Genomic DNA, 24,413 nt, shown 5'->3' with positions numbered 1-24,413 from the left:
GACGCGATCAAGGGAGTTAATAATATGAAAAGTTTTCAGGAAGTTTTGGGTTTCTGGTTTGAAGGTGAACCTCTTGGCGATGTGCAAATGTCCCGCTGGTGGAAGAAAAGTGAGGCTCAGGATCAGCAGATCCGCAATCAATTTGCTGGCTTGCCGGAGGCGGTAGAGTCCGGAGAGTGCGACGAATGGCTGGAATCCGCTGAAGGGCGGTTGGCAGCGATTATTGCGCTGGATCAGTTTCCCCGGAATATGTTCCGGGGCCATCCCGGATCCTTTCAGTACGATCATACTGCTCTGACGATTTCCAGAGAGGGTGTAGAGCTGGGTCAGCTGGATCAGCTGACAGAGCTGCAACAGGTTTTTTTTGTCATGCCTTTCATGCACAGTGAGTCGCTTGAAGATCAGGAGCAATGTGTGAGGCTGTTTGAGAGCATTCTTGGCGGGGCTGGAGATGGCTATCAACAATACCTCGCAGGTTCACTGGATTTTGCTGTCAGACATCGTGATATTGTTGCCAGATTTGGACGCTTTCCTCATCGCAACAGCCTGCTGGAACGTGAGAGTACCGATGAAGAATTGAGCTTTCTTCAGCAGCCTGGATCATCTTTCTGAGCTTTTTTCGCCATGTCAGTGGTAAAAATGGGAATAAAGTATCAGCTGCTGTAATATGTCGCGACAAACAATAATAATACCCAAAGGATACTTATGAAAAAGTTGTTTATTGTCGCATTTGGGATGGCCCTCTGGCAGTCAGCTCAGGCTCTTTCGATGAAGGGTATGGAGATCCCTGATGTTGTGAAGTCAGACGACACTGTTTTGCAACTTCAGGGTGCAGCAGTTCGAACATGGTATTTGGTGGTAGACGGTTACATTGGTGCACTCTATCTCGAAAACCCCACCACTGACGTATCCCGCATACTCTCTGAAGAAAGTTATCAGAGAATGAGCTTCACCATTCTGTTATCGAAAATGAGTGCGAGACGTATGGCCAATGCCTTTTACGAAGCGATTCAGATTAATACATCTGAGGAAGAGCAGAAGGAGCTGGAAAAAGGTATCGCTCAGTTTATGGGCATGATTGATGGTACTCTGAGCAAAGGAGAATCTGGAACCTTTGAATACATCCCTGGTAAGGGAGCCAGAGTCATTATTGCCGGGGAGGAAAAGGGGATCATACCCGGCAAGAAACTATTCAACGCAATACTTAAAGTTTGGATTGGTGAAACCCCGCCCAACCAGAAGTTTAAGGAAGGTATTCTGGGTTTGAATGCCAAGGGGTAGAGCTTTTCACAAGATAGAGCTTTTCACAAGATAGTGCTTTTCACAAGATAGTGCTTTTCACAATAGGTTGCTTTCGGTTTTGTCTTCGGGGCTGCTCACAAGGCCACTTTCCTCTGCTGCTAATGTCGAAACTAACCGGTCAGGTATTTATGACCTGAATTCAAGCAATGTTTTTCTCTTCTCAGCCGATGCATGGATAGAGGTGCCTTCGATCAGCCAAGAGGAGAAACTGATGAGTAAGTCTATAGAAAAAGCTGTTCTCACCATGACTGAATCGACCCAGGGGGAATATGTTATCCGGGTAACCCAGGGTGGCACGATTCTCTTTGGGGATGTCATTCTCCGCCTGCCTGCGGGTTTGGGAGAGTCGCTAAAAAGTGATCTGGCTTCAGTCATGGCCAATGCTGTCCTGAGGCACATCAGTTGTGCTGACAAAGAAGCTATCCGCGAAGTTGAAGGCCTCTTCCTCGAGTGGGGATGCTTTGATATTGCGGATGATAGCTGCATCTAACTGAATTAATATTCCCCCCCCCCAAACATCTTGCCTTCTCAGGTTAGAGGTGCCTGTCACAGAAGTGCAATCACGAGTCCAAATGTTCAGGGTGGTATTTTTTGTCCTCTCTTGCAGTAGAATGTTTGAGAGTCGGTCAGTTCTGTCGGATACTGGCTGTATTGTATCGCTGTTCTGCCGTAATCGTTTCAGTGCGATGAAGTGCAGACGAAGTGCAGATGTATTGTACAATGGAGCTTTTTGCCGTATGTGCATTTAGCATCAACAAAAACAAGAGATTACCATGTCTGATCAAGTTAGTATTGTCATCGTTTCAGCTTCACGTACTCCCATGGGAGGTTTCCAGGGGAGCCTTTCAGACGTCTCAGCGCCTGAACTGGGCGCTGTCGCTATCCGTTCTGCCCTTGAGAAAAGTGGCCTTTCTCCCTCCGATATCTCTGAAGTTCTGATGGGCTGTGTGTTGCCTGCAGGCTGTCGTCAGTCTCCCGCCAGACAGGCAGCCAGAGGAGCAGGTCTGCCGGACTCTACTTGCACGACAACTGTCAATAAAGTGTGTGGCTCAGGCATGAAAACCGTCATGATGGGCGCGGCTCAGCTAAAATTGGGCGAGGCTGACGCTGTGGTTGCAGGCGGTATGGAGAGTATGACGAATGCGCCCTACTTTTTGGAAAAAGCTCGCTCAGGTTTGAGATTAGGGCACGGAGAGATTAAAGATCACATGTTCACTGACGGGCTGGAAGATGCCTATGAAGGCCAGGCCATGGGCGTTTTTGCCGAGCAAACCGCCAAACGATTTGAAGTGTCCAGAGAATCAATGGATGACTATGCTCTGGAATCACTGAGAAGAGCCCTGGCTGCCAATGAGGAAGGGGCATTCGCAGATGAAATTGCTCCGGTGGAAACACGTCGTAATGGTGAAGTTACGGTGGATGAACAGCCCGGCAAGGCCCGTCCTGAAAAGATCCGGCAGCTGAGACCCGCGTTCGAGAAGGACGGGTCTGTCACAGCAGCAAACTCCAGCTCTATTTCCGACGGTGCGGCGGCCCTCGTTTTGATGCGTGAAGAAGATGCTTTGGCCAAAGGTTTGGCACCTGTTGCACGCATCAAAGGCTATCAGAGCCATGCCCAGTTACCGGCGGAGTTTACTATTGCCCCCATTGCTGCTATCAGTAAATTGCTGGAAAAGGTGGATTGGCAGGCAGAAGAAGTAGACTTGTTTGAAATAAATGAAGCTTTTGCGGTTGTCACCATGGCGTGCATGCAAGAGCTGGGTCTGGATCACAGCAAGGTCAACGTCTACGGTGGCGCCTGTGCGCTGGGCCATCCACTGGGAGCCAGTGGCGCCCGAATTATTGTGACGCTTCTTAATGCCCTGAAAAAGAAGGGTGGCAGCAAAGGTGTTGCATCCCTCTGTATTGGTGGTGGTGAAGCTACTGCTATCGCACTTGAGCTTATTTAATGTGTCTTGAGCTCAGGATTTTTGACGACTTGGTCGTTTATTAATCGCCACAAGCAAAAGGAGTCTGTAATGATTTTCTGAAGTCCGGCAGGCTCCTGAGGCTTACAAACAATAAGAGGCCGTTAATGAACTTTACCCTGACAGAAGATCAAATCGCTTTCCGTGATCTTGCCGCCCAGTTTTCCCGGCAAGAGCTGTTACCCCATGCGGCTGACTGGGATAGAGATAGCACTTTTCCCATTGAGACCCTCAGAAGAGCTGGCAAACTGGGATTTTTATCCCTGTATGCACCTGAATCAATGGGGGGGATGGGGTTATCACGGCTCGACTCAAGTCTGGTTTTCGAACAGCTTGCCATGGGATGTACGTCAACCACGGCTTATATGACCATCCATAACATGGTCGTCTGGATGGTAGGACTGGCTGCCAGCGATGAGGTGCTGTCCGAGTGGAGTGAGACTCTGGTGACGGGTGAAAAACTGGCTTCTTATTGCCTGACAGAACCGGGTTCCGGGAGTGATGCTGCTTCTCTGAAAACCCGTGCCGTCAGGGAAGGAGACGAGTATGTCCTTTCCGGTTCGAAAATGTTTATTTCAGGTGCGGGCAGCACCAGTCTGCTGTTGGTCATGGCCCGAACGGGGCAAGAGGGTCCAAAAGGTATCTCTGCTTTTGCGGTTCCTGCCGACAGTGAAGGAATTACTTATGGTCGTAACGAAAAGAAAATGGGTTGGAAAAGTCAGCCAACCCGACTGGTAAGTTTTGACAATGTCAGGATTCCCGCCAGCTCTCTTCTGGGTATGGAGGGAGAAGGCTTCACTCTTGCTATGAAAGGTCTGGATGGTGGTCGAATTAACATAGCCACCTGCTCTGTCGGTACTGCTCAGCAGGCGCTGAATACTGCCAGAGAATACCTTAGGGAGCGTAAGCAATTTGGAAAAGCCCTGGCCGAGTTCCAGGCCTTGCAGTTCCGGCTGGCCGATATGGCCACAGAGTTGACGGCAGCCAGACAGATGGTCAGGCTCGCAGCTTTCAAGCTGGATCAAAAAGACCCTGAAGCCACTGCCTATTGTGCCATGGCGAAACGTTTTGCCACGGATGTTGGTTTTAAAATCTGTGATGAGGCGCTGCAACTCCATGGGGGTTATGGTTACATCAATGAGTATCCTCTTGAGCGGCATGTCAGAGATACCCGGGTGCACCAGATTCTGGAAGGGACCAATGAGATAATGAGACTGATCATTGCCCGTAGAATTCTGGCTGATGAATACGCAGGACTGGAATGAACTATGTCTGATCTTTTGAAGCTTTCTCTCGAAGGCCATATCGCCACCATCCAACTGAATAACCCGCCGGCCAACACCTGGACACTGGAAAGTCTGAAGCTCCTTCAAGAGATGGTTGATGACTTGAATGAAAATCCGAGGGTCACCGCCCTGATTATTTTCTCTGAAGAAGAAAGATTTTTCAGTGCCGGAGCCGATCTTAAGCTGTTTGCCGATGTTTCGCCTGAGCAGGCCCGGCCCATGGCGGAAGCATTTGGCATGGCTTTTGAAACACTGACAGAATTTAAGGGCATCTCTATTGCAGCAATCAATGGGTTTGCCCTGGGGGGTGGGCTTGAAGTGGCGCTGGCCTGTGATCTGAGAGTGGCTGAAAGACAGGCCTTGTTGGGGCTGCCAGAAGCATCAGTGGGTCTGTTGCCTTGTGCAGGCGGTACTCAGAATTTAATGTGGCTGGTGGGCGAAGCCTGGACCAAGCGGATAATATTGCTGGGTGAGAAAGTGGACGCAGAGAAAGCCTGTCAGATTGGTCTGGTGGAAGAAGTCGTAGAGCAGGGGCAGTCCTGTTCAATGGCTCGGGAGCTTGCTGAAAAGGTGAGTCAGCAAAGCCCTGATTCTGTTGTCGCCAGTAAAAAGCTGATTCAAATGAATCGGCTTTCCTCAAGCAATAGGTACGCTGTTGAGCGAGATCTGTTCCTGAAGTTGTTTAAAGGTCAGAATCAAAATGAAGGTGTTAAGGCTTTTCTGGAAAAGCGCTCACCTGATTGGCGCTACGAGTAAAGCCAAACCCGGCTTGGCCGGGTTGCTATTTGAGTGTCAGTCGTTGCGAAACAGTGTTTGTAACAGGTGGAAGCCGAATTGAGTTCTGACCGGGCCATGAACCTTAAGAACTTCTTTTCGGAACACCACCTGGTCAAAGGCTTTTACCATTTGTCCCTGACGAAACTCTCCAAGGTCTCCTCCCTTCTTGCCAGAGGGGCACTGGGAGTATTTTTTGGCCAGCTGGCCAAAGTCAGCCCCTTTGTCCAGCTGTTTTTTGAGCTTTTCTGCTTCTTCCTGCGTTTTAACCAGGATGTGTCTGGCACCGGCAGTCGCCATAAGATTACTCCTGAGTGGTTGAGCTTTGGTTAGTGGTTGTTTTGCAAGTGTCACTTTGAGCGGGTTGTCCGGTCACCACCAGTTTGAGTTGCCCCACAAAGACTCGTTGATTCTTTTTCTGGCGAGTCAGTTGTCTCTGATACAGAAGAATTTCGGCGTTGACAGCTTCTTTCAGTTTGACTTTGCCGGCAGGTTTGCCATTCAGGTCGACGCGGTTTCTGCCTTCCTTGATCGATGATAGGTAGCGATCCTGCTGAGTAAAGAGTTTCAGGGCTTTTTTGATGGTACTGGCCGGAAATTCACCGGTCTGATTCATTTCATTATGAATGCCGACTTTAAGGGGACGCGGTGAAGCCACCCGAAAGGCTTCAGGCCAGCGTTCCCTGATCAGGCGGAGTGCTTCAGAACTGGATATTTCATCTCTATCGTTAGCTGAAGTCTGTTCATCAGAAGAAGAAAGGTTACTGCATTGAGTATCTGCCCTTGAAATAGTCAGATCTTCTCTTTCTGCATTGTGCATATTGTGCTCATGACTGATTACTTGGGATGTTTGTTCTGTGCAATTGTACTGCATTGTGGACTTCTAATGATATGTTTTGAAACCGAATACTTGTGTCGTTTATTAATGAATATCAAGGGCTTTAGATTTCAATACACCAAAGCTGATCATTTCAAGAGCCTTTTCGTGTGTCGATCTCAAGTAGACTGGAGGGGCGACGCCGGCTTCATAAGCTTGTATCCACCTCTGTGCACACAGACACCATTGGTCACCTTCTTTGAGTCCGGGAAAACGGTAGGCCTGATTGGGGGTAATCAGGTCGTTACCCTGTTCGAGGGAAAACTCCAGGAAATCCTTAGTGACTCTGGCGCAGACAATGTGCTGTCCAATGTCATTCTTGTCAGTATGGCAATACCCATCCCGGTAGATTCCGGTAACAGGATCAAGGCAACAGGGTTGAAGAGGTTCCCCGAGAACATTTTTTTGATCAGAAGCCGATGTGCTCATGCCGTTTTCCGCAGACAGTCCTGAGGTGAGAGTTAACAGCAGGTTGCTTCGGCAGTCAATGAAGAATTTTCAGTAAGATCCTGACGGTAAAGAGAGGAGTATCAGGACCTTGATTCTTATTGCTGTTTGTAGACACAGTCGTTTACTTTGTTTAAGGCATCACTGCTTGTATCAAGGTCTGATAGAGGTGTGGTTTTTTGCCTGTTTGAGAGTCATTTGCAGGGCCTGTTCTCTTGGCAGGACTTTATAAATACTTCTTAGATATTCGGCTTCAAGCGCTAAAGAGTCTTTAACGTTTAAAGAACCTTCTGTCTTGACAGTTTCTTCTAATCTGAGGTTGTTGATTTCTTGATGTTTTTCTTTCAGCTGCACATTGGCTCTGAGGTATTTCAGATAAGCTTCCATGTGACTTTGTTCAGGTTTGCTCATTCTTGTTCCAAATCGCCTTGGTCGAAAAGTGCGTGTTTAGCTAAAAAGTGATCTGTTCGAGCTAAACGTACTTTCAACATTAAAAATAATGAATCCTGTTCACCTGCTGTCCTGACGTCCTTTCTTCGGACAGGCTGCTCGTTGTGGGAGGATAATATGCACAGCCCGTGCCAATGATAGAAAGGCGGGTATTAATACCTATTTTGGTGCGTTTTTCCTTTGTTTGGGGTGACTGCGTAAGTGGCTTTTTTTGAGTTGTTCCCCGTAGTGCTACGTTACGATTGGGATCGCGGGTTACACATTGTTCCAAATTAAATCCCGTCGGGGAGTGCTTTTTTTTTCATTGAGTTGACAGATTTTTGTCACTGCAAATCATACGGGCAACCACCCACTAATGAAATCTGCTCTTTGTCGGCCAGTCAGGCCTCCTCTTTGCCTGATCGTTTGCAGCGCTCTTTAGTCTTCATATAAGTACCTAACCAGTTGGTTTCGCATATTCTGGACGGCGGCTTTTTCCATCCTTCTGCGTTCCAACTCTGGTTGCGTAGCTAAGGCTACGCGCCCGTCGTTGCGCCTTGAAGGATGAAAAAATCCACTCGCCAGAATATGCGAAACCGACTGGCCAGGTACTTAGCCACTGATTTTGTTTCCCCAGACATTGTCTGTCCCCGGAGCGCAGCTGAAGACGAGGATATTATGCATAGATGGGTTGTCATGCTGATTGGGTTCACGCTTTATGCCAAGGCCGATAATACTGCTTATATCAACTGGATTGCCGGTTTACCAGAACAGGGTATTCCTGTGGAGGACCTGGACTGGCAGCGCCTGGTTGCCAGTCCTTCTTCTGCAGCACTTCAACAAATAGTTCGTCGGTACGCTTTGTATGTTGATAGAGGGCGTCTTGATAAAAGATTGTTTCAGCCAGGCTGGCAGATAGATGACCAGCCACGTAAAGAAAAAGATCAATCGCAACGCTATTCCATTGATGACCTTAAGGGTCTTGAGCCTGACCTTCCCCAATATCGTGCTTTGATCAACAGTCTGAAAAAACTCAAGAACTGGAGCCTGGTGGCTGCTCAGGAATTTCCGGATGATCTGATTTTCTTCAAAGATGACCGGCACTCTGCTGTTGTCCGCCTGAATCAGTGGTTGATGGATCTGGACCTTGCAGAGCATTTGGAAGGAAGTGTTTACACTCAAGCGCATAAGGATGTCCTGACGCAAGTACAGCTTCAGTTTGATCTGATGCCGGATGGCAGGCTGGGGGTCATGACGCGTCAGGCATTGTTAGCCATAACTCACGAAAGAATCAGAACGCTTAAGGCTAATCTTGAGCGTCTTCGCTGGTTGCCATCGACACTGCCATACCCTCACATTCGTGTGGATATTGCGGGTTTCAATGTTGCCTGGGTCAAGAATAAAACCAATCAGAAGATTCATAAGGCGATCGTTGGAATGCGTCATAAGCAGACGCCGGTTTTCAATGATCATGTCGAAAGTGTGACATTCAATCCCGTCTGGAAAGTTCCTCATTCTATAGCCGCCCATTCGATGTTAAGGGCAGAAAGGAAAGAACCGGGATTTTTAAAGCGTGAAGGTTTCGTCGTCTATGAAAGCTGGGAGGACCGGGCACCTGCTGTTGCTATCGATAAAGTCAATTGGCGATCCTTGACGCCCGGAACATTTCGTTACCGGCTTGAGCAGCAACCCGGTGAGAAAAACCGATTAGGGCGCTTTAAGCTGGATCTGCCGAATCCGTTCGGTGTCTATCTCCACGATACGGATAAGCCTGAGTTGTTTGCAGAGGAAAGGAGGATGTTTAGTTCAGGCTGTACCCGGGTTGAAGGGATTGCCGATTTGATCCAAACCATCTTTCATCAGCAATCTATGGCGTGGGTGCACAAAACCACCCCTGAAGAGCTGACGTACAAAAGAATGCTTTTCCAGCCTGTGCCTATCTATTTTGTTTACTTTACAGCCTGGCCCGATGAATCGGGCAGAGTCCGGTTCAGAGAAGATATCTATCAGCAGGACGCTGCCATGACCAGCTGGTTTTGAACATCTGGCAGAGAGACACTATAAGTAGTTGACGGAGTAGGGCGTTTTGTGGAAAATGCGCTGCATCCAGACGAGACGTCTGTTTTTTTGGTGGGCCCTGTCGGTCCCCTCGCAATGATCAGCTGTGAACCCCGCCAGGCCCGGAAGGGAGCAACGGTAGCAGTGACATCATGTGCCGGGGTGTGGCTGGTGGGGTTTGCCTCCATCTGTATTGCCCTGTCCTTGAAATATCCTTATCAGACCCCTGTGAATCGTGCATTCTTTCGTTTTCTTGGTTAGCATAGAGTCCTCAGTTTCAGTTACCGGTATTTAAGCTTTTCAATGAGCTATCAGGTTCTTGCACGCAAATGGCGACCCCGTTCTTTTAAAGAGCTGGTGGGCCAGACTCACGTATTACAGGCTCTGGTCAATGCGTTGGACCAGGATCGGCTGCATCATGCTTATCTGTTCACGGGCACACGAGGCGTGGGTAAGACAACGATTGCCAGAATTCTTGCCAAGTGCCTTAACTGTGAAACAGGTGTCAGCTCTACTCCCTGTGGGCAGTGCGCTGCCTGTTGCGAAATTGATGAAGGTCGTTTTGTTGATCTTATTGAAGTGGATGCTGCTTCCAGAACCAAGGTGGAAGATACCAGGGAGCTGCTTGATAATGTCCAGTACGCTCCCACCAGAGGGCGTTATAAGGTTTATCTGATTGACGAAGTGCACATGCTCTCGGTGCACAGTTTTAATGCGTTGCTAAAAACCCTGGAAGAACCACCTCCCCATGTAAAGTTCCTTTTGGCTACCACTGATCCTCAGAAGTTACCGGTCACCATTCTGTCGCGATGTTTACAGTTTGGGTTGAAAAATATGACACCGGAAAGGATTGTCGGTCACCTGGAAAATATTCTCGGCCAGGAAGCTATCCCTTTTGAAGGTCCGGCCCTCTGGCAGCTGGCCAGAGCAGCCGATGGCAGTATGAGAGACTCTCTGAGCCTGACCGATCAGGCCATCGCGTTCGGTAATGGTCAGGTAACCGAGCAGGAAGTCAGTGCCATGCTCGGTACCATTGATCAGGGCCAGGTCATGAAGATGGTCAGGGCACTTTCTTCGGGTGGGGCTCCTGAAGTCCTGGCCGCTGTTGCCAGCCTGGCTGAACATGCACCGGACTATGGGGCAGTGCTGGACGATATGCTTTCCATGCTGCATCGGATTGCCATTGCCCAGGCAGTGCCAGAGGCAGTGGACAATAGTCAGGGTGATCGTGAGCAGGTTCTGGAGCTGGCAGGTAATATGCTGGCTGAAAACGTTCAGCTGTATTATCAGGTCGGTCTGGTCGGGAAAAGAGATCTTCCGCTGGCGCCGGATCCACGGGGCGGCTTCGAAATGGCTCTCTTGAGAATGCTGGCATTCAGACCTGAGCCTGTTGCCATTCAGGTGCCACAAAGTGCCCGGCGTGAAGTGGAGGCTCAGTCAACAGAGGCTTCCGAACCTGTTGTATCATCTCCTGATCCGGAACCTGAGCCTGCTGCTGTATTGCAGTCCGAAAATCAGCAGCAGAGGGATACTGAAACAAGTGAGCCTGAAAGTCCTCTGTCATCGCCTGTGACTGAAGAATATCAACCTCAGGCTTTAGCTGAGCGGCCTGTTACCGCTATTACAGAAAATTTCTTGCCGGAAGATTTTTCTCCTTCAACGCCATCCAGTCTGGAGCCAGCTCAGGTATGCGGGCCCGATCAAAATGTCGATGAAGAAGTTCCGCCAACCGTTGAAGCTTCTCAGAAACAGCAAGTGGAGGAGGATGGAGTTCCGCCATCGGTGTCCACTTATGAAGCTTATGCGTCTGAGCAGGCATCAAGAGAGACGGTCGCTCAGCCAGAGCCAGAGTCAGCACAGGTGATAGAAGAACCTGTTCAGAGTTCTGCTTCTGAAGAAAGAATTTCTTTTGCTGATCTGAATGTTCAGTCCTGGGTGCCTGTTTTCAGAAGTCTTCCTCTGGGTGGTGTGACCCGAACGATTGCCTCTCACTGTGAGTATGTCAGTCATTCAGCAGGTAGAGTCGATCTGCGACTGGATAGTGGCAGAAGTACTTTGTACAACGACATGCATCGGCAAAGGGTTGAGAAAGCGCTGAGCGACTATTTTGATCAGCCGCTCAGGGTTCAGGTGGAAATTGGTCAGGTTCAGGCAGAAACGCCTGCCGCCTGGCGAGAGCGCAAAATGGCTGAACGAATGGCTGATGCTCGCTCCAGTATTTTTAATGATCAGCATGTGCAAAGTCTGATTGATAAATTTTCTGCTGTCGTCATCGAAGACAGTATTCAGCCAGTTGGCAATGTCGTTAAGTGATGAATAGCCGGGTATTTCAATCATCCGGCGGTCGTATTTGTGTTTAGTTCGTCGCTTTTAATAAGCCAAAAGATAACGTAAAGGAGTTTTTATGTTTAAGGGCGGTATGGGTAACCTGATGAAGCAGGCCCAGAAAATGCAGGAAGACATGCAGCGTATCCAGGAAGAGCTGGCGAACGCTGAAGTGACTGGTGAGTCTGGTGCCGGTCTGGTGAAAGTGATTATGAACGGTCGTCATGATGTCAAGGATGTCCAAATCGATCCAAGCCTGATGCAAGAAGACAAGGAAATGCTGGAAGATTTGCTGGCGGCAGCAGTGAATGATGCGGTACGTAAAGTGGAAGAAAACAGCAAGGATAAAATGAGTGGTCTGACCGCTGGTATGGGTCTGCCGCCTGGCTTCAAGATGCCTTTTTAAGCGTCATTTTCTTGCAGCAGGCTATTCGTTCAAAACACCTTTGGACAGTCATTGGCTACCAGGGTCTACTCAAGGTGAGTGGGCCCTGACCGGAATTTGAGTGCATTTATGTTCAGTCCTCTGATCAAGGAATTGATAGAATCCCTGCGTTGTTTGCCCGGGGTGGGGCCCAGGTCATCCCAAAGAATGACGTTGCATCTATTGGAAAAAGACCGGGAGGGTGCACTTCGGCTGGCTAAAGCTCTCACCGAAGCAGCAGAAGGGGTTGGGCGCTGCAAGTCTTGCAGAACATTATGTGAGAGTGAATTGTGTGATATTTGCAGTCATCCGGGTCGCGAGAAATCAACACTTTGTGTGGTAGAAAACCCCTCTGATGTAATGGCCCTGGAACAGGCCGGTGGCTATTCCGGACGCTATTTTGTTCTTATGGGGCACCTTTCACCGATCGATGGGGTTGGTCCTGACGAAATCGGTGTGACCGACTTGCTGGAGCGAGTGTCCGATTTTCAGGTTAAAGAAGTCATTCTGGCAACTAACCCGACGGTTGAGGGTGAAGCCACGGCTCACTTTATTGCAGAAGAGCTCAAAAATATGGGCGTTGAAGCGAGCCGGATAGCACATGGTGTGCCGTTGGGTGGTGAGCTGGAATACGTTGACGGCGGCACTCTAGCCCACGCATTGGCAGGCCGACGAAAGCTTGAACTGTAAAGCAGCAGAGGCTGGGAGATGTCGTAGTTCATTTAGGACAAAAGTACTGAATTCGATTTACAAGGCCCGTGGTTTTCGCTTCACCTGTTCGTATTCGGGTGTACTGGTCCGTCGTCATCCAGTCAATGGTTTTTTGTGTGCCTGTTAAAGAATCCGGAAAATAAGTGTTGATATAGAGGGTGAAGCCGCCATTATCTGTACCAAAAGCGGTTTGCCAGCTTGTGTCACTATCGAGCTGCACTCGATAAAAGCAATTTCTGCTGAAGCTGCTGGCCTGAAGCTTTCTGCCTCTGGCTTCATGAATCACTTTTTCAGTTGAATCCGGATCAGGAAACTCTTTCCATTCAATATTCTGACACTGGCTCAGTATTGTGTGGGTCAGCACTTTGATGGCTTGCCCATCCGCTTTCTGAACAAGGGTAGTATTTTTTCTGTTCGACTGAATATGGGCTTTCAGTACGGTTTTCTTGTCGCCGAAGTCTTCGGGTATCAGTTCAAGCCGGGTTTTGTTGTAACAGGTGGACAGGTAATTGTAAAAAGCCTGTTCTTCATTGATCCAATGGAAACAGTCAGGATTAAAGCTGCTGTTGCTGTTGAGATCTAATTTCTCTGGAACAGAAGGGCACCATCTGCGAATGGATTCAAAGCCAAGAGGTTTTTCACTGGTGCCGTCACTGCTTTCAACGATCAGAGTGTTTTTCTGTGTGGCAGAAATTTTGAGTATATAAGTCTCGGCATTTTCCAGGCTGCCGTAGGGGGTAAACAAGAGAGCATCTTTATTGACGGCGGCTGCAAAGAACCAGGCTTGATCGAACTCAACCTGATAGTGGCAATGAGGGTTGAAATCCTCCGGGGTGTCTGTTGCTACATCCACCCAGGGAGATTCCAGAGGCATCCAGGCAGCAAAAAATCCAAAAATTGTCGATAAGCCAACAGCCATTGGAATACACCATAACACCATGATGTATCCATTCTAGTTATTGTTTTAGAAGGCTGCAGACTAAGTGATTACCAGTTGTAGCCAAATGTCACCGAATGAAAATCAATGGATTCATTCATGCTGTGCAGTCCGGCATTGGAGTAATGGAACCAGCCATAGCTGAGTTCAAATTGCTGATTAGCTCCAAATTCAATACCTGCCATGAGCCGGATCTCGAATTGGGAGTGACCGCCCATATTAATAGGTGATCTCTTTTCTTTCTCCAAATCTTGTTCAGACAGGTAGGCGGCACCCACTCCAAGATCTATAAACGGACGCACGCTGGCGTTGGGGAGAAATCCCATTCTTAATACCGGCGAAAAACTAATAGTAGTTACTTTGTCTTTGCCGTCAGGACTGGGATTGTCACTGGCCGAGAGATTACTTTTCCATGAGCTGGCAGCCAATTCAAAATAGCTGCTGAGTACAATGCTATCAGACTGATAAAAGTCCTTTTTCCAGTCCCAGGTGATGCCCAGGCGCAGATTGGTGTAATCCGCTGAACGACCTGAAACAAGGTCAAGGTACTGGCCATAGCTAACATTGATACCATCTGGAACAAAGTCCTCTGCGTGAACGCTCTGTGTCTGGATCAGCAGCGACGCTGATAAGCACAGGCTGGCAATAGCACTCTTCATATACTTCCCCTTGATATTATTCTCTTAGTGGTTTCCACGCATTAGCTATCGGCCGATAAAAATGAAACTTTATGAGAGATTTTCAGACAGCTTATTGCCGGGGGATTTGATGAGAGAAGAGGGCTAAAATCCTTTGCGCATTGGTCACGCAGACTTGTTTGTAATAAAGAGTAGTTCTTCCACAACTGTTCTCAACTGGCTGGACATTTCAAGTGACTAACAGGAATTTCCCACCGATATTAGGTAGAGAAGGGTGTTGAGCAGAGGTGTATACAAAGAGAAGGAGAGCCCTAAATGAATATGGCTTGGGTGGTCAATGCTGCTCTACGCAGCACTGATATAAGAGGAGGGCAGGGGTTTGGCTTGTTCAGAGATCAGGACAGGCGCTTGTTCTGATGGTCTGAATGTTGAAGTGGGTTTCAGAAATTCTTCGTAAAAGCGCAGACTGCTATCACAGGTAAGCCGGTAGTATTTGAAAAAACTGCCATTGATCTGGGTTTTCTGAAACAGGTAGGAATGCAGTTGTTTGAATAAATGACGATCAACAGGCTCCGGACTTTTCCAGAATGACTCCAGAGATCCCTGATGGGTAATGCCCTCGATATCATAAAAAGCTCGTCCCATGACCTTGGTAGGCAGGTGGTGCAGAAGGGCGGAGATCCCAACGGTACTGTTAACGGTCACTACGCCACAGGTGTGATGATATAAATCGGGTAATGGGATGTCGTGGCAGTACAGCACTCTGTCCTGGATGCCCAGATTTGTTGCCAGGTCTTCAATAAACTGCCCGTATTCTGTGTAGCCCCTGTCCATCGGGTGGTGTTTGAAGCACAACACCTTGTCTAAATCTGCATGCTTCCAGAAGGAGACTATGACTTCCTGAATAAAAGCTTTCACTGACTCATAAGGAGAGTGAAAAATCATCTGGGAGTCGTCGTGAACTTGTAGCGGAACCAGATAAAATCTCTGATCAAACTCATTATCCAGACGAAATTGCGTTTGCTTGTCATAACTTTTAAACAGCAGTTTTCTGGCAAACCCTCTCAACCAGTAAAAGCCTTCTTTGACCGGATTAGTAGCCCTGTGATGCCTGTACTCAGAAAATTCATCCCTTGAGAAAGAACTGGCCCAATAATAAAAAGCAGCGTAGCGGGTCCTTCGTTTCATGGTGCCGCCGATTGTCTGGCTGGATTTAGCTGAGCATGGCGTTATTCTCTCCAGGCTTTCGCGGCTGAGATCCATCTGGCTCAGTGAATTAACGCCTCCGGACTCCAGTGTAATGGTATCAGGTCGTAAGTAACCTTCTTCGAAGACACAAAATTGAACCCCCAAGGCATCACAGACCGGCTTTGCAGTTCTGTGATAATAACGGCAGTCACCAAGGAGAAAAACGGCTTCGATACGATGTTCGGTGAGGTACTGTTCAAGAAAAGCGGCCCAGTCAGCTGGTTTTCCCTTGTAGTGGGTCTGAACATCAGCCCATGAAAAAAACCGGTCGCCGCCATTAAAGTTGATTTTGTGGGTGGTGTAACCCGCTCTGGAAAAGGTGCGTGCCAGCCGCTTGAAAAATGGCCCCAGTGGGCCTTGAAGAAAAAGTACGGCAGATTTGGTCATAGCCTAAATCCGATCCTTGTGTATGACCTTGGTCGCTTATCGGTTGTCGTGTGTTGTGCAAATCCTAGCATAAGCCAGTCTAAAAATATAACTGAATGTAATTGAATTGCTGTAGCAAGCAAACTGGTTTGGGTTTTAATATGGTTGTCTTAAACAATACTAGGTTCTGCATTGAGAAGGCTATACGTATAGTACGTGGTAATGATTAAACTCACCTTAACATTGGGTCCTGAAGTGGTTAAACAATTTAAAGTTGATGCAGCCAGTCAACAGAGCCTGTCCAGGCAGGTAGAAAATTGCCTGAGATCACTGTCAATGTCTTGAGAGCGCGATGAGATAAAGTCAGAGGGAGTGGTTGCAGAGCTGTCAGGAGTGATATGCGAGAACGATTATACTGAACCTGATTATACGGACAGTGTCAGGTACGGAGTGAAATGACACTGTGACACATTACGTGAAAATCCACGTCCTTTCGACGTGGTCATGAATTTAAGTTAAGTTTTCTGGCTGCAACATGGCCCTTCAGGAGGGAATCGTGAATACCAATTCAGCTATCTCAGAGAATGCCACTGAATGTATAAGAAATATCTAACTAAACAGAGCCTCTATTAAATAGCCCACCTTTCGTCGTTTTCTGCTCAACCATCGGTTTATAAAGTGCCCACTCTTTGATGTTGAACAACGTTCTTGCTCGATAGCAGCAATAACCCTCTCTGGTGTCGTATACCTTCGGGTTTGCCAGTTGATATACATGGGGTAATAACAGTGCGCAAAATAGATCAGCTCCTCCAGGTTTCTCGTACGATAACGCCTGTTGCAGGTTAAATGATCAACGGTTACCCCCCATCCCCCATAAAAAGGCTGGCCCCAGCAGTGGACTGTTTTTCCGAGTGTCAGGGCTTCAAAACCTGCCAGAGAGGTCATGACGTGCAACTCATCACATTGCTCTATGCAATCAAAAATATCACCATTCGCCACAACATGGTCAACCCAGTTCAAGGCCAGACTGTCAGGAATATGTCCCTCTCTTCCTGCTAAAAGAACATCAGGGTGAGGCTTGTAAACAATAAAAGCATCAGGCGCACAGGTTCTGACCGCCTTGATCAATTCAAGATTGGATGAGATCTCGGGGCTGCCCCATTGAATGGAAGCATCGCTGTCTACCTGACCGGTAATCAGTATCTTGCGCTGATCCGTTCTGGCTGACACAAACAAGGATTGTTCTGAGCCTTGCAGATTATATTTGCTGATTCTTTGCTCTTTCAGCGTTTTACGCAAAGCCTTCGCCTGTTCGAGCTGCTTATCATTGAGCTCAATGGTATTGATCGCAGTTTCAAGATCAGAAGGTCGTGAAGCATCAAAATAGATACCCGTCTGATCCAGAATCAATGAACTGGGTCTTCGCAGGTCTGCGCCCAGACCTACTGAACGAATAAATGCGTCTTCTGCTCTGAAAAGCTTAATATTTGATGGAGGTTTATAATCATGATGTTTAGCACCCCAAACCAGAACGCCATCTTCTGATTTGGCCTTTGCTTCAGCCTGCTGAACTGATTTTACAAACTGAACCTTCTCTGAAATTGCCCGGGTAAAACTCTTTAAAAAGGCTCTTTTCCATAGGCTGAAGCCGACCGCATAGAGTGTTTTGACGGGTTGGCAGCGTGATCTTCTCTGCAGGGGGATAAGCTCAAGAATAGCTTCCAGCTCACACCGTTCAAACGTTTCCGGATCGATATAACGAGTGTATTTCAGGCAGGCAGCAGCAAAGAGGCTTTCAATAGTATGCGTTTGTTTCCGGCGAGGGCAGGGAACCCGGTCATCGGTTAATCCCCAGCCACTGTAAAACGGGACACCAAAACAAACGACATTTTTCTTGTGCCAGAGTGCTTCAAAGCCTAATTGAGAGGTAACAACGTAGACTTTTTCAAAATAGGGGAAAAGCGACTGGGCATTAACCTTGTCGGCAAGAATGCGTATTCTGGGATTATCAGGAAGGTTGCTGCCGAGGTAGCCCTTTTTGGTACCCAGAACAACATCGGGATGAACTTTTATCCAGACTTCAGAATCCGGATTCTCCGCAAGAGCTGCATTCAGCATTTTATTAAAGCTGGAGTCATCGGCTAACCCAAATTTGACGGAACAGTCCCCGTAAGTCTGATCAACCACAAGAATACGTTTCTGCTCTCCAGCTTCAGGCTTCCAGCTATCAACTGGCTCATGATTATATTTAGTGATTTTGTCTTCAGTAATCAGAGTCAGAAGGTTTGAAGACCGCTCTTTTAATGCTGAGCTGAACCAGTCTGGATGGTTGAGAAGATCTTCAATATCTGAAGGGCAGGTAGCATCGTAATAAATGCCCCGTTTATCAACGATCAAAGCAAAGCGTTTGTCACCCAGGGCAGGGTGGCCCAGGTAGCTGATAAAGCCGTCTTCAAGGTGCCAATAAGGTACCTGGTGTTTTTCTGCAAGTTTTACAGCCTGTTGTGTGTTGGCTTTTTTACCCCAGCCGAGAACAACGTGATATGGCTGTATTTTTGTGTAAGGCTTTTTCTTTTCTATGCCATCGCAGTGCAAGAGAGCGGTCAATTCTCTTGCTTTACTGATCCCGCGAGAAAGGGTGATAAAAGCTGGTTTTGGTTTTGGAGAAGACAGCAAGGTAGTCACTGATAGTTGATTGAAATAAATAACCTGGAATCTGAAAATCGATAGGTCTGAAGTGAAAATGTATAAGACAATGTGTTACTTTGGGTAGTACAAGACCTGCCTACGGTACCTACCTCTCCAAAATCAGAGGTTTTGCCTTATCATCAATATGAGCCTTCAAAGGCTCATGAGTGATTGTTCCATAATCCACCACATCAAACAAATAAGGTGTTGGAAGTTCATCCAGAGCCGCAGCAATATGAGCTACTGTGTGAGGGTTATCGGTGGTTAACCAAATTACGATATCAATATCAGATCCTGCCCGATAAGTGCCGATAGCACGGGAACCAAAAATAGCCGCCTGACTGATTTCAGTGAAGCCGGACAAGCAGGCAATAATTTGTTGCAGGGTTGCTTCAGGAAGCCCAAACATCAGGGTGTCACTCGCCCGGTAAAGTAATCTGACAGCGCCACTAAAGCTGGGTGATAACTGTGCTGTATAGCCTTGGCAGCTTGTTGCGCCTTCTGGTTGTCATAGGCATGACTCATGGTATTACGGGCTTCCAGCATATCTATCCATAACTGGCCATCTGATATTATCTGCTGTTGAAATGCCTGCTTAATAACCTGTCTGGGCGACGGTTGAACCTCGATACCCTCATGGTTCAGGTAGTCTTTCATTACTTTCCAGCCAAGCTCCCAACTGAACTTGAAAGACTGGATCAGGGCGATTCGATATAAAATATCTTCGGGTGCTGCCTGAACAGCAGCTACTGCGGAGTCCAGAACAGCAAGGGCATTCTGATAGTTCTCGAAGCGCTGTTTCCAGCGGTTATCAGGCGTTGGGGTCATGTGGATAAATCAGCAATGATAAAAGGATTAAAATAACAGAAAAACGTACATCAGGTGAATTTTTGGATTGTGGTGCGCAAGAACGGTTACCCGAAGCAGCTCTGGTTATTAAACGTCTTATAAGGCAGCACAGAGCCGCAATGATTGGCTCAGTTCTGCAAGAGGTGCTAACTTGTTCAAACGACGCCGAACATTATCACCATCCAAGACATAGGTATGATAACCCTGTCCATGCAGGAAACCGTCAACTGTGTTGGCAACGGTAAACTTACCTGAGCCACTCAGGCCAGTGAACCAGAACAGGCAGGGCTTTTGCGATTTCAGGTTCGAACGTGCTTCTCTGGAAACCCTGTGACTATGCCAGGCAATATTTTCCATAAGACGAAGCTCCGGCTTCGGAGGCTGTAACATGGCAAAATCATGAAAGTGCCAGTTCAGCAAGAGCCTGAGCGAGGAAGTGTGTGCTCTTTGAATTCGACACTGATTTTCTCATCGTAACATCAAACTTCCAGTTAAGCTTATACTCGATGTGCTAATGTTTCCCGACCGGCCTTACCCAATTGCTCTGTCGTTAAGTCTGCCAGGCTGATGAAAGAGCAGGGGAGGGGGTTAATCTTTTCCTGTCTTCAAACCAGGCAAAGCTCTTGATAACAGGATTTAATATTAGTTTTAAAAGACTCTGGTATCGCAGACCAGGACAGTGCCTGCACAATTATGGGAATGTTGGAGTCACGTAAGGCTTCATTAAACGCCGCTAGCTGAGCGAAGCTATCATTCTCATCTTGCTCATCAGGAAAGTGAACGACAATGTCCAGGTCACTGGCATCATAATTAGTACCTTTTACACGGCTTCCATAAGCCCACAGCATGGTACCAACGGGGAATATCTGCGATGCCAGATCACAGACGGACTTGCGATCTTTTTCTCGTAAATCAATCATCTCTGACTCTTCCCAGATGCTGCACTATAGCTTTCTCCAAGGTAATGGCATCAGCGATAAAACCTGGCAGCAACGTTAGCGTGTATTCAGCAAATTTCTTACCATAATCGTGGGCCGTGTTATTACGATTATCCCGATAAATCAACCAGCGTTCGGTTTCCTCAACAGACAAAAGGCTATGTTGCCCCGCCTGCCTGAAGACTTCTTTGAACACAAGGCGATTTATCGCCTTGGGGCTATGAGCAAAATCCTTCAGACACTTGCGGAGAAGTTTACCAGCCTGTTCGAGGATGATTTCAAACTCTTTCACACAGGCTGAACGGTACATATCGTACTCTATACTGCCTTCTTCACAGCCGAGTAAACGGTTATAAGCAGTATCCAGTGTCTTGATGCAACGAGAAAAAAAAGTAGTGTCTATAGTCATGTGTCTTACTGACAATTGATATTTAGACCATCATATCTCAGAAATTTGATTAGTACAGTCAGTGAAGCTTATTCTCAATGTGTCAATATTCCCGGATGGCCTCACCAATTGTTCAGCGGTTAGCTCTTCAGAGCTGATGTAATGGTGAATGCAGACATCATTCAGGCTCACTAGGAGCCTGACCGAGAATAGACTGCCCTACTGCGGCGGCAGCAAATTGGTCTGAAAATCCGCTTTTGTTCGTCAAATAGCTCGCTATTCTCCTCACAAAACCGAATTTTCATCCTCAATTTTCTGCCGTCCTCGCTACGGGCGCTATTCTCGGTCAGGCTCCTAGCTCACTCTCAAGTTATCACCGATAAATTACAACCCAATAATTACGACACATTCAAGTCAATCAAAAAGGCAGGGAGGAATCCGGAGTATAACAGAGTTAAAGGATGTCAAGAATCAAGATCTGACTCTGCTTTCTTCTCTTCGCTACGCTACCTGATTAAAATCAATGCGTTCAAGGTTTGCTGTATCGACCACTTGCCTGGCTTTCCACAAGTCAAAGCTTTCCTGAAGTGTCATCCAGCTTTCAGCAGAACCACCCAGTACTTCGGACAATCGAATGGCCATTTCCGGTGAAACACCTGCTTTTTCATTCAACAAACGATTGAAAGTACTTCTGGCCACGCCCAGTTGGTCGGCAATTCTGTTAGCAGTAATTGAGGTGAACGGCTCAATGTAGGTACGGTAGATCAACGCCCCTGGGTGAGGTGGGTTAAATGGTTGTATAGCCATCAGTGGTAATCCTCATAGTTTACGATATAGGCATCACCGTCTTTAAATTCAAACACAATGCGGCGGTTAACTGAGACGTTTACGGCTCAAACACATGACACCGGTTTTGTGTTGCCGGGTCTCACCACACGGGTTTCTCCGAGTTTCTTCTTTTGGTTACGCGGCATCAAACCTGACTAGCTTACCTGCCTTATCCAGTTTCTCATGCAAGCTACCTGGACTCAGTTCAAAACCATTAGGCCAGCACAAGGCGCCCAACTCAAGGAAAAAACGGCAAAAATACTGTGAACTCTCCAAGGAGCCTGACCGAGAATAGTCTGCCCTACTGCGGCGGCAGCAAATTGGTCTGAAAATCCGCTTTTGTTCGTCAAATAGCTCGCTATTCTCCTCACAAAACCGAATTTTCATCCTCAATTTTCTGCCGTCCTCGCTACGGGCGCTATTCTCGGTCAGGCTCCAAGGGTAATGTCATAGCTGTTTTTTTAGACAGCAACGGAGAAAAATCCATCAATCCGTGGGAACCATCAGAAAAAGAAAGTCGAATTTCTTTATCGTATAACCACTCAGCTTTTATCAATCTAATCATAATCAGCACCCGGAATACGCTCTGGCGGCTGAAGCTCCACTGCTTATTGACAGTTATCAAGTAGTGATGTTTTATGGTCACCACACCAGTCAGATACCAACCTTGCGGTCTTCTTTGGAAGATGGCCATTGAGAACTGTACCATCATTAATACACACTAAAGCCTCGTGACCTTGGCTGAAGGTTAGATACCTCCGACTACCAATTTATGTCCTGGCTTGCCATGTGATGTCGATTTTACGATGCTCTATCATACAATCTTTGAGATAGAGATTGATCAGACTTTGATAAGGTACACCCGTTTCTTCTGCCATTTTTTTGAAATATTCAATGACATCTTCACTAAGGCGCATTGTCACTGATTTTTTCAGCTTTGAAGCGTAAGGGTTTCTGCGGGCTTTCATTTTTGAAAAATCATATTCATCTTTCATGACAAGTTCCCTTCATAATAACTGCGCTCAGTATTAGTGGCTTTCCTTGCTGAGATAATACGGATGGTCTCACCATCGTCTCTCTCGCAATGACACACCAGTAAAACACGGGATTGTTGACTCACACCAACCATCAAAAATCTATCTTCGGCCTCAGAACTTTCCTCGTCATAAAACTGAATAGCATATTCATCATAAAATATACTTTTTGCCTGCTCAGCAAGGACTTCAGCGGGAGAGCCTGTACTCATATTGGCAATAACTCTTGCCTTGAGGGAGGCAGGACACCGGGTGATGTTCATGAGCCTTAACAAGTTGATGGCCACGCTGGAAAAAACACAAGAGGAAAACTGGCTTGAGAGATAAGTGCAGCAACTGCTGTATTCAAGTTGGCTGATACTGGATGAAATCAGTTACTTCCTCATGCATCAGGATGAAGCGTCCGTGATACAGGACTCATTAATGCATTACGCAACCACTCTGAATTATCAAGGGTCAAAGCAACTGAGAGACGTTATGACAGGCATTCATCCAGTCAATAAAGCACTTCTGGAACCGCTTTGGGCTGATGGCACTCACGACTCGCGCTATGGTGTCATTTGAAGGAATACCTTCTTCAAAATCACCCTACTGCTTAAGCCAGTCCAGTGGTTCATGACCAAAGTCTTCGATTTCACCCCAGCCTTCTTCGTCGGCAATGACAGCACAGATGGTCAAAAAAAGATGTCTGTTAGCTTGTGGCCGACTTTCCAAGCTTGGCGAGGGTCACTGATAATAGAGAGCTGTGAAATCAAATCGTGAGCATCATGCTGAGGCCTTATCTGATGTGCAGGTATAAGACCATAGACGTATTAGAAAGAAAACAAATATAAGCTACAGGTCGATAATTTCAGGGGGGTTCATGAGTTTTCCCTGGTCCAACAGTTTGTTGGATATTGGGTTCTTAGGTGAAGGTCGGCCAGGCATCAGCAAAGGCACGCATATGCATTATGAAATCACTGGATAACTTACAAAAGTTGATCTAGGTTGGAAGGTCAATGGAGTTAAACATTAAGAGATGATCATGGAAAACCTCTATAACACCGACTATCACGGCTGGATCGCCCGGCAACGTGAGCTACTGAAAAACAACAGGTTTAACGAACTGGATATACCCAACCTGCTAGAGGCAATGGAACAGGAAATGGGGAATAACCATCATACCCTTGAGTCACATCTGAAGATTCTTTTATTACATTTGCTGAAATACCAGCATCAGGTAGAAGTTATCAACCCGGTGCTGCCGGAGCCATATAATTGTCGTGAATGGTTTGCAAGCATAGACAGGGCGAGGGATGCCATAGGGTCGCTACTCCGCAGAAATCCATCTCTGAAACGGGAGACCGACAAAACACTCCGTGAGGTTTACCCTAGTGCCAAGCGCATGGCTATTAAAGAAATGAACCGCTACGTGCAGAAGCACCAGCAGCTTAATAACAACAGTTTCACACCTGAGTGCCCCTGGACCTTCGGGCAAGTTATTGAGGATGACTGGCTGCCCTGCGATTAAATAGGCTACTCAGCTAACTGCATCTGGCTTTCTGTGCGAACATGGTCTGTTTTGCGGCTCGTTGATAAACAGATTGCAGCGACTGTGCTGGCTTGCGATTTGATCGCTGTAGCCAGAAGTTAGAGTAACTTTTCAGGAATAGGTGTTAAATGGCTGAATCCATTTTTAGACTAGAGCAGGATTAGAGGGGGTCAAGAATCAACACTTGACCCCGGTTCTTTTTGGATGAACATCCTAATCTTCCGGTCAGATTAAGGCAGTTTCGACTATGGCCTGGACCATATCTTACTGAGGTCCCGTGGCATCGAGTGTTACAAGTTAGCCCCTGATTTCCAAGAGTTTCAGGAGTTCGGGGTTGTCGGTTATCACATTAGGCTCCTCTTATAAAA

Annotated in this window: 29 protein-coding genes, 1 other RNA gene and 1 pseudogene; 13 read left to right on the top strand and 18 right to left on the bottom strand. The window is 47.3% G+C overall.

What is annotated here, in order from left to right:
- Window positions 1-24 precede the first annotated feature (24 nt).
- From ACOMHB_RS16105 to ACOMHB_RS16080, 6 genes are all read left to right on the top strand, one after another.
- Window positions 25-612 carry a DUF924 family protein gene (locus ACOMHB_RS16105; RefSeq protein ID WP_448217381.1) on the top strand — a complete coding sequence of 196 codons (588 nt, stop codon included), beginning with the start codon at window positions 25-27 and terminating at the stop codon, window positions 610-612.
- 93 nt (window positions 613-705) lie between these two features.
- A complete protein-coding gene (locus ACOMHB_RS16100) occupies window positions 706-1,281 on the top strand; it encodes a chalcone isomerase family protein (protein WP_448217380.1) in 576 nt (191 codons plus the stop codon).
- Window positions 1,282-1,513: 232 nt separating this feature from the next.
- Window positions 1,514-1,792 (top strand): hypothetical protein, encoded by a 279-nt coding sequence (locus tag ACOMHB_RS16095; protein ID WP_422410530.1) that lies wholly within the window; start codon window positions 1,514-1,516, stop codon window positions 1,790-1,792.
- A gap of 283 nt (window positions 1,793-2,075) precedes the next feature.
- Window positions 2,076-3,251, top strand: coding sequence for a thiolase family protein (locus ACOMHB_RS16090; protein ID WP_448217379.1), 1,176 nt, complete (start codon window positions 2,076-2,078; stop codon window positions 3,249-3,251).
- Window positions 3,252-3,376: 125 nt separating this feature from the next.
- Window positions 3,377-4,534, top strand: a complete 1,158-nt coding sequence (locus ACOMHB_RS16085; RefSeq protein ID WP_448217378.1) for an acyl-CoA dehydrogenase family protein — start codon at window positions 3,377-3,379, stop codon at window positions 4,532-4,534.
- 3 nt (window positions 4,535-4,537) lie between these two features.
- Window positions 4,538-5,311, top strand: coding sequence for an enoyl-CoA hydratase (locus ACOMHB_RS16080; protein WP_448217377.1), 774 nt, complete (start codon window positions 4,538-4,540; stop codon window positions 5,309-5,311).
- A 36-nt stretch (window positions 5,312-5,347) separates the two neighbouring features.
- On the opposite strand, the gene ACOMHB_RS16075 is transcribed toward ACOMHB_RS16080, so the two are convergent.
- The 4 genes from ACOMHB_RS16075 to ACOMHB_RS16060 form a co-directional block, all read right to left on the bottom strand.
- Complete coding sequence (locus ACOMHB_RS16075) at window positions 5,348-5,629, bottom strand: peptidylprolyl isomerase (protein WP_448217376.1); 282 nt, start codon at window positions 5,627-5,629, stop codon at window positions 5,348-5,350.
- Window positions 5,630-5,633: 4 nt separating this feature from the next.
- Window positions 5,634-6,149: a ProQ/FINO family protein gene (locus tag ACOMHB_RS16070; RefSeq protein ID WP_448217375.1), complete on the bottom strand. Its 516-nt coding sequence runs from the start codon at window positions 6,147-6,149 to the stop codon at window positions 5,634-5,636.
- 102 nt (window positions 6,150-6,251) lie between these two features.
- On the bottom strand, window positions 6,252-6,635 hold the full coding sequence (locus ACOMHB_RS16065) for a DUF2237 family protein (RefSeq protein ID WP_448217374.1): 384 nt from the start codon (window positions 6,633-6,635) through the stop codon (window positions 6,252-6,254).
- Between the two features lie 171 nt (window positions 6,636-6,806).
- Window positions 6,807-7,064, bottom strand: a complete 258-nt coding sequence (locus ACOMHB_RS16060; protein ID WP_422134152.1) for a hypothetical protein — start codon at window positions 7,062-7,064, stop codon at window positions 6,807-6,809.
- Window positions 7,065-7,760: 696 nt separating this feature from the next.
- On the opposite strand from ACOMHB_RS16060, the gene ACOMHB_RS16055 reads away from it, so the two are divergent.
- From ACOMHB_RS16055 to recR, 5 genes are all read left to right on the top strand, one after another.
- Window positions 7,761-9,122 carry a L,D-transpeptidase family protein gene (locus ACOMHB_RS16055; RefSeq protein WP_448217373.1) on the top strand — a complete coding sequence of 454 codons (1,362 nt, stop codon included), beginning with the start codon at window positions 7,761-7,763 and terminating at the stop codon, window positions 9,120-9,122.
- A gap of 98 nt (window positions 9,123-9,220) precedes the next feature.
- Window positions 9,221-9,317: signal recognition particle sRNA small type (gene ffs, locus ACOMHB_RS16050), an RNA gene on the top strand.
- Window positions 9,318-9,443: 126 nt separating this feature from the next.
- Window positions 9,444-11,453, top strand: a complete 2,010-nt coding sequence (gene dnaX, locus ACOMHB_RS16045) for a DNA polymerase III subunit gamma/tau (RefSeq protein WP_448217372.1) — start codon at window positions 9,444-9,446, stop codon at window positions 11,451-11,453.
- A gap of 91 nt (window positions 11,454-11,544) precedes the next feature.
- Entirely contained in the window at window positions 11,545-11,871 is a 327-nt protein-coding gene (locus tag ACOMHB_RS16040; RefSeq protein ID WP_317146116.1) for a YbaB/EbfC family nucleoid-associated protein, read from the top strand.
- 108 nt (window positions 11,872-11,979) lie between these two features.
- A complete protein-coding gene (gene recR, locus ACOMHB_RS16035) occupies window positions 11,980-12,579 on the top strand; it encodes a recombination mediator RecR (RefSeq protein ID WP_448217371.1) in 600 nt (199 codons plus the stop codon).
- Between the two features lie 28 nt (window positions 12,580-12,607).
- On the opposite strand, the gene ACOMHB_RS16030 is transcribed toward recR, so the two are convergent.
- The 13 genes from ACOMHB_RS16030 to ACOMHB_RS15970 all read right to left on the bottom strand — a co-directional run bounded on the left by ACOMHB_RS16030 (window position 12,608) and on the right by ACOMHB_RS15970 (window position 22,777).
- Entirely contained in the window at window positions 12,608-13,540 is a 933-nt protein-coding gene (locus ACOMHB_RS16030; protein WP_448217370.1) for a hypothetical protein, read from the bottom strand.
- Window positions 13,541-13,587: 47 nt separating this feature from the next.
- Window positions 13,588-14,196, bottom strand: coding sequence for an acyloxyacyl hydrolase (locus tag ACOMHB_RS16025; protein ID WP_422134147.1), 609 nt, complete (start codon window positions 14,194-14,196; stop codon window positions 13,588-13,590).
- A 324-nt stretch (window positions 14,197-14,520) separates the two neighbouring features.
- Window positions 14,521-15,810 (bottom strand): capsule polysaccharide biogenesis protein, encoded by a 1,290-nt coding sequence (locus ACOMHB_RS16020; protein WP_448217369.1) that lies wholly within the window; start codon window positions 15,808-15,810, stop codon window positions 14,521-14,523.
- 588 nt (window positions 15,811-16,398) lie between these two features.
- Window positions 16,399-18,396, bottom strand: coding sequence for a capsule polysaccharide biogenesis protein (locus ACOMHB_RS16015; RefSeq protein ID WP_448217368.1), 1,998 nt, complete (start codon window positions 18,394-18,396; stop codon window positions 16,399-16,401).
- A 187-nt stretch (window positions 18,397-18,583) separates the two neighbouring features.
- On the bottom strand, window positions 18,584-18,886 hold the full coding sequence (locus tag ACOMHB_RS16010; RefSeq protein ID WP_448217367.1) for a nucleotidyltransferase domain-containing protein: 303 nt from the start codon (window positions 18,884-18,886) through the stop codon (window positions 18,584-18,586).
- Window positions 18,886-19,305 (bottom strand): nucleotidyltransferase substrate binding protein, encoded by a 420-nt coding sequence (locus ACOMHB_RS16005; RefSeq protein ID WP_448217366.1) that lies wholly within the window; start codon window positions 19,303-19,305, stop codon window positions 18,886-18,888. Before ACOMHB_RS16005 ends, ACOMHB_RS16010 begins: the two co-directional genes overlap by 1 nt.
- Before the next feature lie 117 nt (window positions 19,306-19,422).
- Window positions 19,423-19,683 carry an adenylyl-sulfate kinase gene (locus ACOMHB_RS16000; RefSeq protein ID WP_448217365.1) on the bottom strand — a complete coding sequence of 87 codons (261 nt, stop codon included), beginning with the start codon at window positions 19,681-19,683 and terminating at the stop codon, window positions 19,423-19,425.
- A 248-nt stretch (window positions 19,684-19,931) separates the two neighbouring features.
- Window positions 19,932-20,246 carry a nucleotidyltransferase domain-containing protein gene (locus ACOMHB_RS15995; RefSeq protein WP_422134137.1) on the bottom strand — a complete coding sequence of 105 codons (315 nt, stop codon included), beginning with the start codon at window positions 20,244-20,246 and terminating at the stop codon, window positions 19,932-19,934.
- Window positions 20,239-20,673: a nucleotidyltransferase substrate binding protein gene (locus tag ACOMHB_RS15990; RefSeq protein WP_422138243.1), complete on the bottom strand. Its 435-nt coding sequence runs from the start codon at window positions 20,671-20,673 to the stop codon at window positions 20,239-20,241. Before ACOMHB_RS15990 ends, ACOMHB_RS15995 begins: the two co-directional genes overlap by 8 nt.
- Window positions 20,674-21,153: 480 nt before the next feature.
- Entirely contained in the window at window positions 21,154-21,459 is a 306-nt protein-coding gene (locus ACOMHB_RS15985) for a HigA family addiction module antitoxin (protein WP_448217364.1), read from the bottom strand.
- Window positions 21,460-22,088: 629 nt separating this feature from the next.
- Entirely contained in the window at window positions 22,089-22,202 is a 114-nt protein-coding gene (locus tag ACOMHB_RS15980; RefSeq protein ID WP_448217363.1) for a DUF4160 domain-containing protein, read from the bottom strand.
- Window positions 22,203-22,250: 48 nt separating this feature from the next.
- On the bottom strand, window positions 22,251-22,475 hold the full coding sequence (locus tag ACOMHB_RS15975; protein ID WP_448217362.1) for a CopG family antitoxin: 225 nt from the start codon (window positions 22,473-22,475) through the stop codon (window positions 22,251-22,253).
- Window positions 22,472-22,777 (bottom strand): BrnT family toxin, encoded by a 306-nt coding sequence (locus ACOMHB_RS15970; protein ID WP_448217361.1) that lies wholly within the window; start codon window positions 22,775-22,777, stop codon window positions 22,472-22,474. The genes ACOMHB_RS15975 and ACOMHB_RS15970 overlap by 4 nt, the downstream gene beginning before the upstream one ends.
- A 64-nt stretch (window positions 22,778-22,841) precedes the next feature.
- Here ACOMHB_RS15970 and ACOMHB_RS15965 point away from each other — a divergent pair, with 64 nt between their 5' ends.
- Window positions 22,842-23,078 carry a hypothetical protein gene (locus ACOMHB_RS15965; protein WP_448218683.1) on the top strand — a complete coding sequence of 79 codons (237 nt, stop codon included), beginning with the start codon at window positions 22,842-22,844 and terminating at the stop codon, window positions 23,076-23,078.
- Here ACOMHB_RS15965 and ACOMHB_RS15960 read toward each other — a convergent pair.
- A pseudogene (locus ACOMHB_RS15960) lies at window positions 22,989-23,269 on the bottom strand (ISAs1 family transposase); the annotation flags it as partial. The gene ACOMHB_RS15965 and the pseudogene ACOMHB_RS15960 sit on opposite strands and share 90 nt — an antisense overlap.
- A 269-nt stretch (window positions 23,270-23,538) precedes the next feature.
- On the opposite strand from ACOMHB_RS15960, the gene ACOMHB_RS15955 reads away from it, so the two are divergent.
- Window positions 23,539-24,024, top strand: coding sequence for a DUF29 domain-containing protein (locus ACOMHB_RS15955; RefSeq protein ID WP_448217360.1), 486 nt, complete (start codon window positions 23,539-23,541; stop codon window positions 24,022-24,024).
- Window positions 24,025-24,413: the final 389 nt, after the last annotated feature.

The sequence above is a fragment of the Endozoicomonas sp. 2B-B genome (genome assembly GCF_053470045.1).
Note: the sequence above shows the minus strand (reverse complement) of the source record. Positions and strands in the feature narration are given on the sequence as shown.

Bases quoted from the DNA above. Each gene is read 5' to 3' on its own strand.
- ACOMHB_RS15990 (WP_422138243.1), bottom strand. From the start codon at position 20,673: ATGACTATAGACACTACTTTTTTTTCTCGTTGCATCAAGACACTGGAT.
- ACOMHB_RS16075 (WP_448217376.1), bottom strand. From the start codon at position 5,629: ATGGCGACTGCCGGTGCCAGACACATCCTGGTTAAAACGCAGGAAGAA.
- ACOMHB_RS16040 (WP_317146116.1), top strand. From the start codon at position 11,545: ATGTTTAAGGGCGGTATGGGTAACCTGATGAAGCAGGCCCAGAAAATG.
- ACOMHB_RS16030 (WP_448217370.1), bottom strand. From the start codon at position 13,540: ATGGTGTTATGGTGTATTCCAATGGCTGTTGGCTTATCGACAATTTTT.
- ACOMHB_RS15970 (WP_448217361.1), bottom strand. From the start codon at position 22,777: ATGAACATCACCCGGTGTCCTGCCTCCCTCAAGGCAAGAGTTATTGCC.
- ACOMHB_RS16085 (WP_448217378.1), top strand. From the start codon at position 3,377: ATGAACTTTACCCTGACAGAAGATCAAATCGCTTTCCGTGATCTTGCC.
- ACOMHB_RS16055 (WP_448217373.1), top strand. From the start codon at position 7,761: ATGCATAGATGGGTTGTCATGCTGATTGGGTTCACGCTTTATGCCAAG.
- ACOMHB_RS16025 (WP_422134147.1), bottom strand. From the start codon at position 14,196: ATGAAGAGTGCTATTGCCAGCCTGTGCTTATCAGCGTCGCTGCTGATC.
- ACOMHB_RS16080 (WP_448217377.1), top strand. From the start codon at position 4,538: ATGTCTGATCTTTTGAAGCTTTCTCTCGAAGGCCATATCGCCACCATC.
- ACOMHB_RS16065 (WP_448217374.1), bottom strand. From the start codon at position 6,635: ATGAGCACATCGGCTTCTGATCAAAAAAATGTTCTCGGGGAACCTCTT.
- ACOMHB_RS16060 (WP_422134152.1), bottom strand. From the start codon at position 7,064: ATGAGCAAACCTGAACAAAGTCACATGGAAGCTTATCTGAAATACCTC.
- recR (WP_448217371.1), top strand. From the start codon at position 11,980: ATGTTCAGTCCTCTGATCAAGGAATTGATAGAATCCCTGCGTTGTTTG.
- ACOMHB_RS16090 (WP_448217379.1), top strand. From the start codon at position 2,076: ATGTCTGATCAAGTTAGTATTGTCATCGTTTCAGCTTCACGTACTCCC.
- ACOMHB_RS15955 (WP_448217360.1), top strand. From the start codon at position 23,539: ATGGAAAACCTCTATAACACCGACTATCACGGCTGGATCGCCCGGCAA.
- dnaX (WP_448217372.1), top strand. From the start codon at position 9,444: ATGAGCTATCAGGTTCTTGCACGCAAATGGCGACCCCGTTCTTTTAAA.
- ACOMHB_RS15995 (WP_422134137.1), bottom strand. From the start codon at position 20,246: ATGATTGATTTACGAGAAAAAGATCGCAAGTCCGTCTGTGATCTGGCA.
- ACOMHB_RS16070 (WP_448217375.1), bottom strand. From the start codon at position 6,149: ATGCACAATGCAGAAAGAGAAGATCTGACTATTTCAAGGGCAGATACT.
- ACOMHB_RS16100 (WP_448217380.1), top strand. From the start codon at position 706: ATGAAAAAGTTGTTTATTGTCGCATTTGGGATGGCCCTCTGGCAGTCA.
- ACOMHB_RS16005 (WP_448217366.1), bottom strand. From the start codon at position 19,305: ATGACCCCAACGCCTGATAACCGCTGGAAACAGCGCTTCGAGAACTAT.
- ACOMHB_RS16020 (WP_448217369.1), bottom strand. From the start codon at position 15,810: ATGACCAAATCTGCCGTACTTTTTCTTCAAGGCCCACTGGGGCCATTT.
- ACOMHB_RS16010 (WP_448217367.1), bottom strand. From the start codon at position 18,886: ATGTTTGGGCTTCCTGAAGCAACCCTGCAACAAATTATTGCCTGCTTG.
- ACOMHB_RS15985 (WP_448217364.1), bottom strand. From the start codon at position 21,459: ATGGCTATACAACCATTTAACCCACCTCACCCAGGGGCGTTGATCTAC.
- ACOMHB_RS16095 (WP_422410530.1), top strand. From the start codon at position 1,514: ATGAGTAAGTCTATAGAAAAAGCTGTTCTCACCATGACTGAATCGACC.
- ACOMHB_RS16105 (WP_448217381.1), top strand. From the start codon at position 25: ATGAAAAGTTTTCAGGAAGTTTTGGGTTTCTGGTTTGAAGGTGAACCT.
- ACOMHB_RS15975 (WP_448217362.1), bottom strand. From the start codon at position 22,475: ATGAAAGATGAATATGATTTTTCAAAAATGAAAGCCCGCAGAAACCCT.
- ACOMHB_RS16000 (WP_448217365.1), bottom strand. From the start codon at position 19,683: ATGGAAAATATTGCCTGGCATAGTCACAGGGTTTCCAGAGAAGCACGT.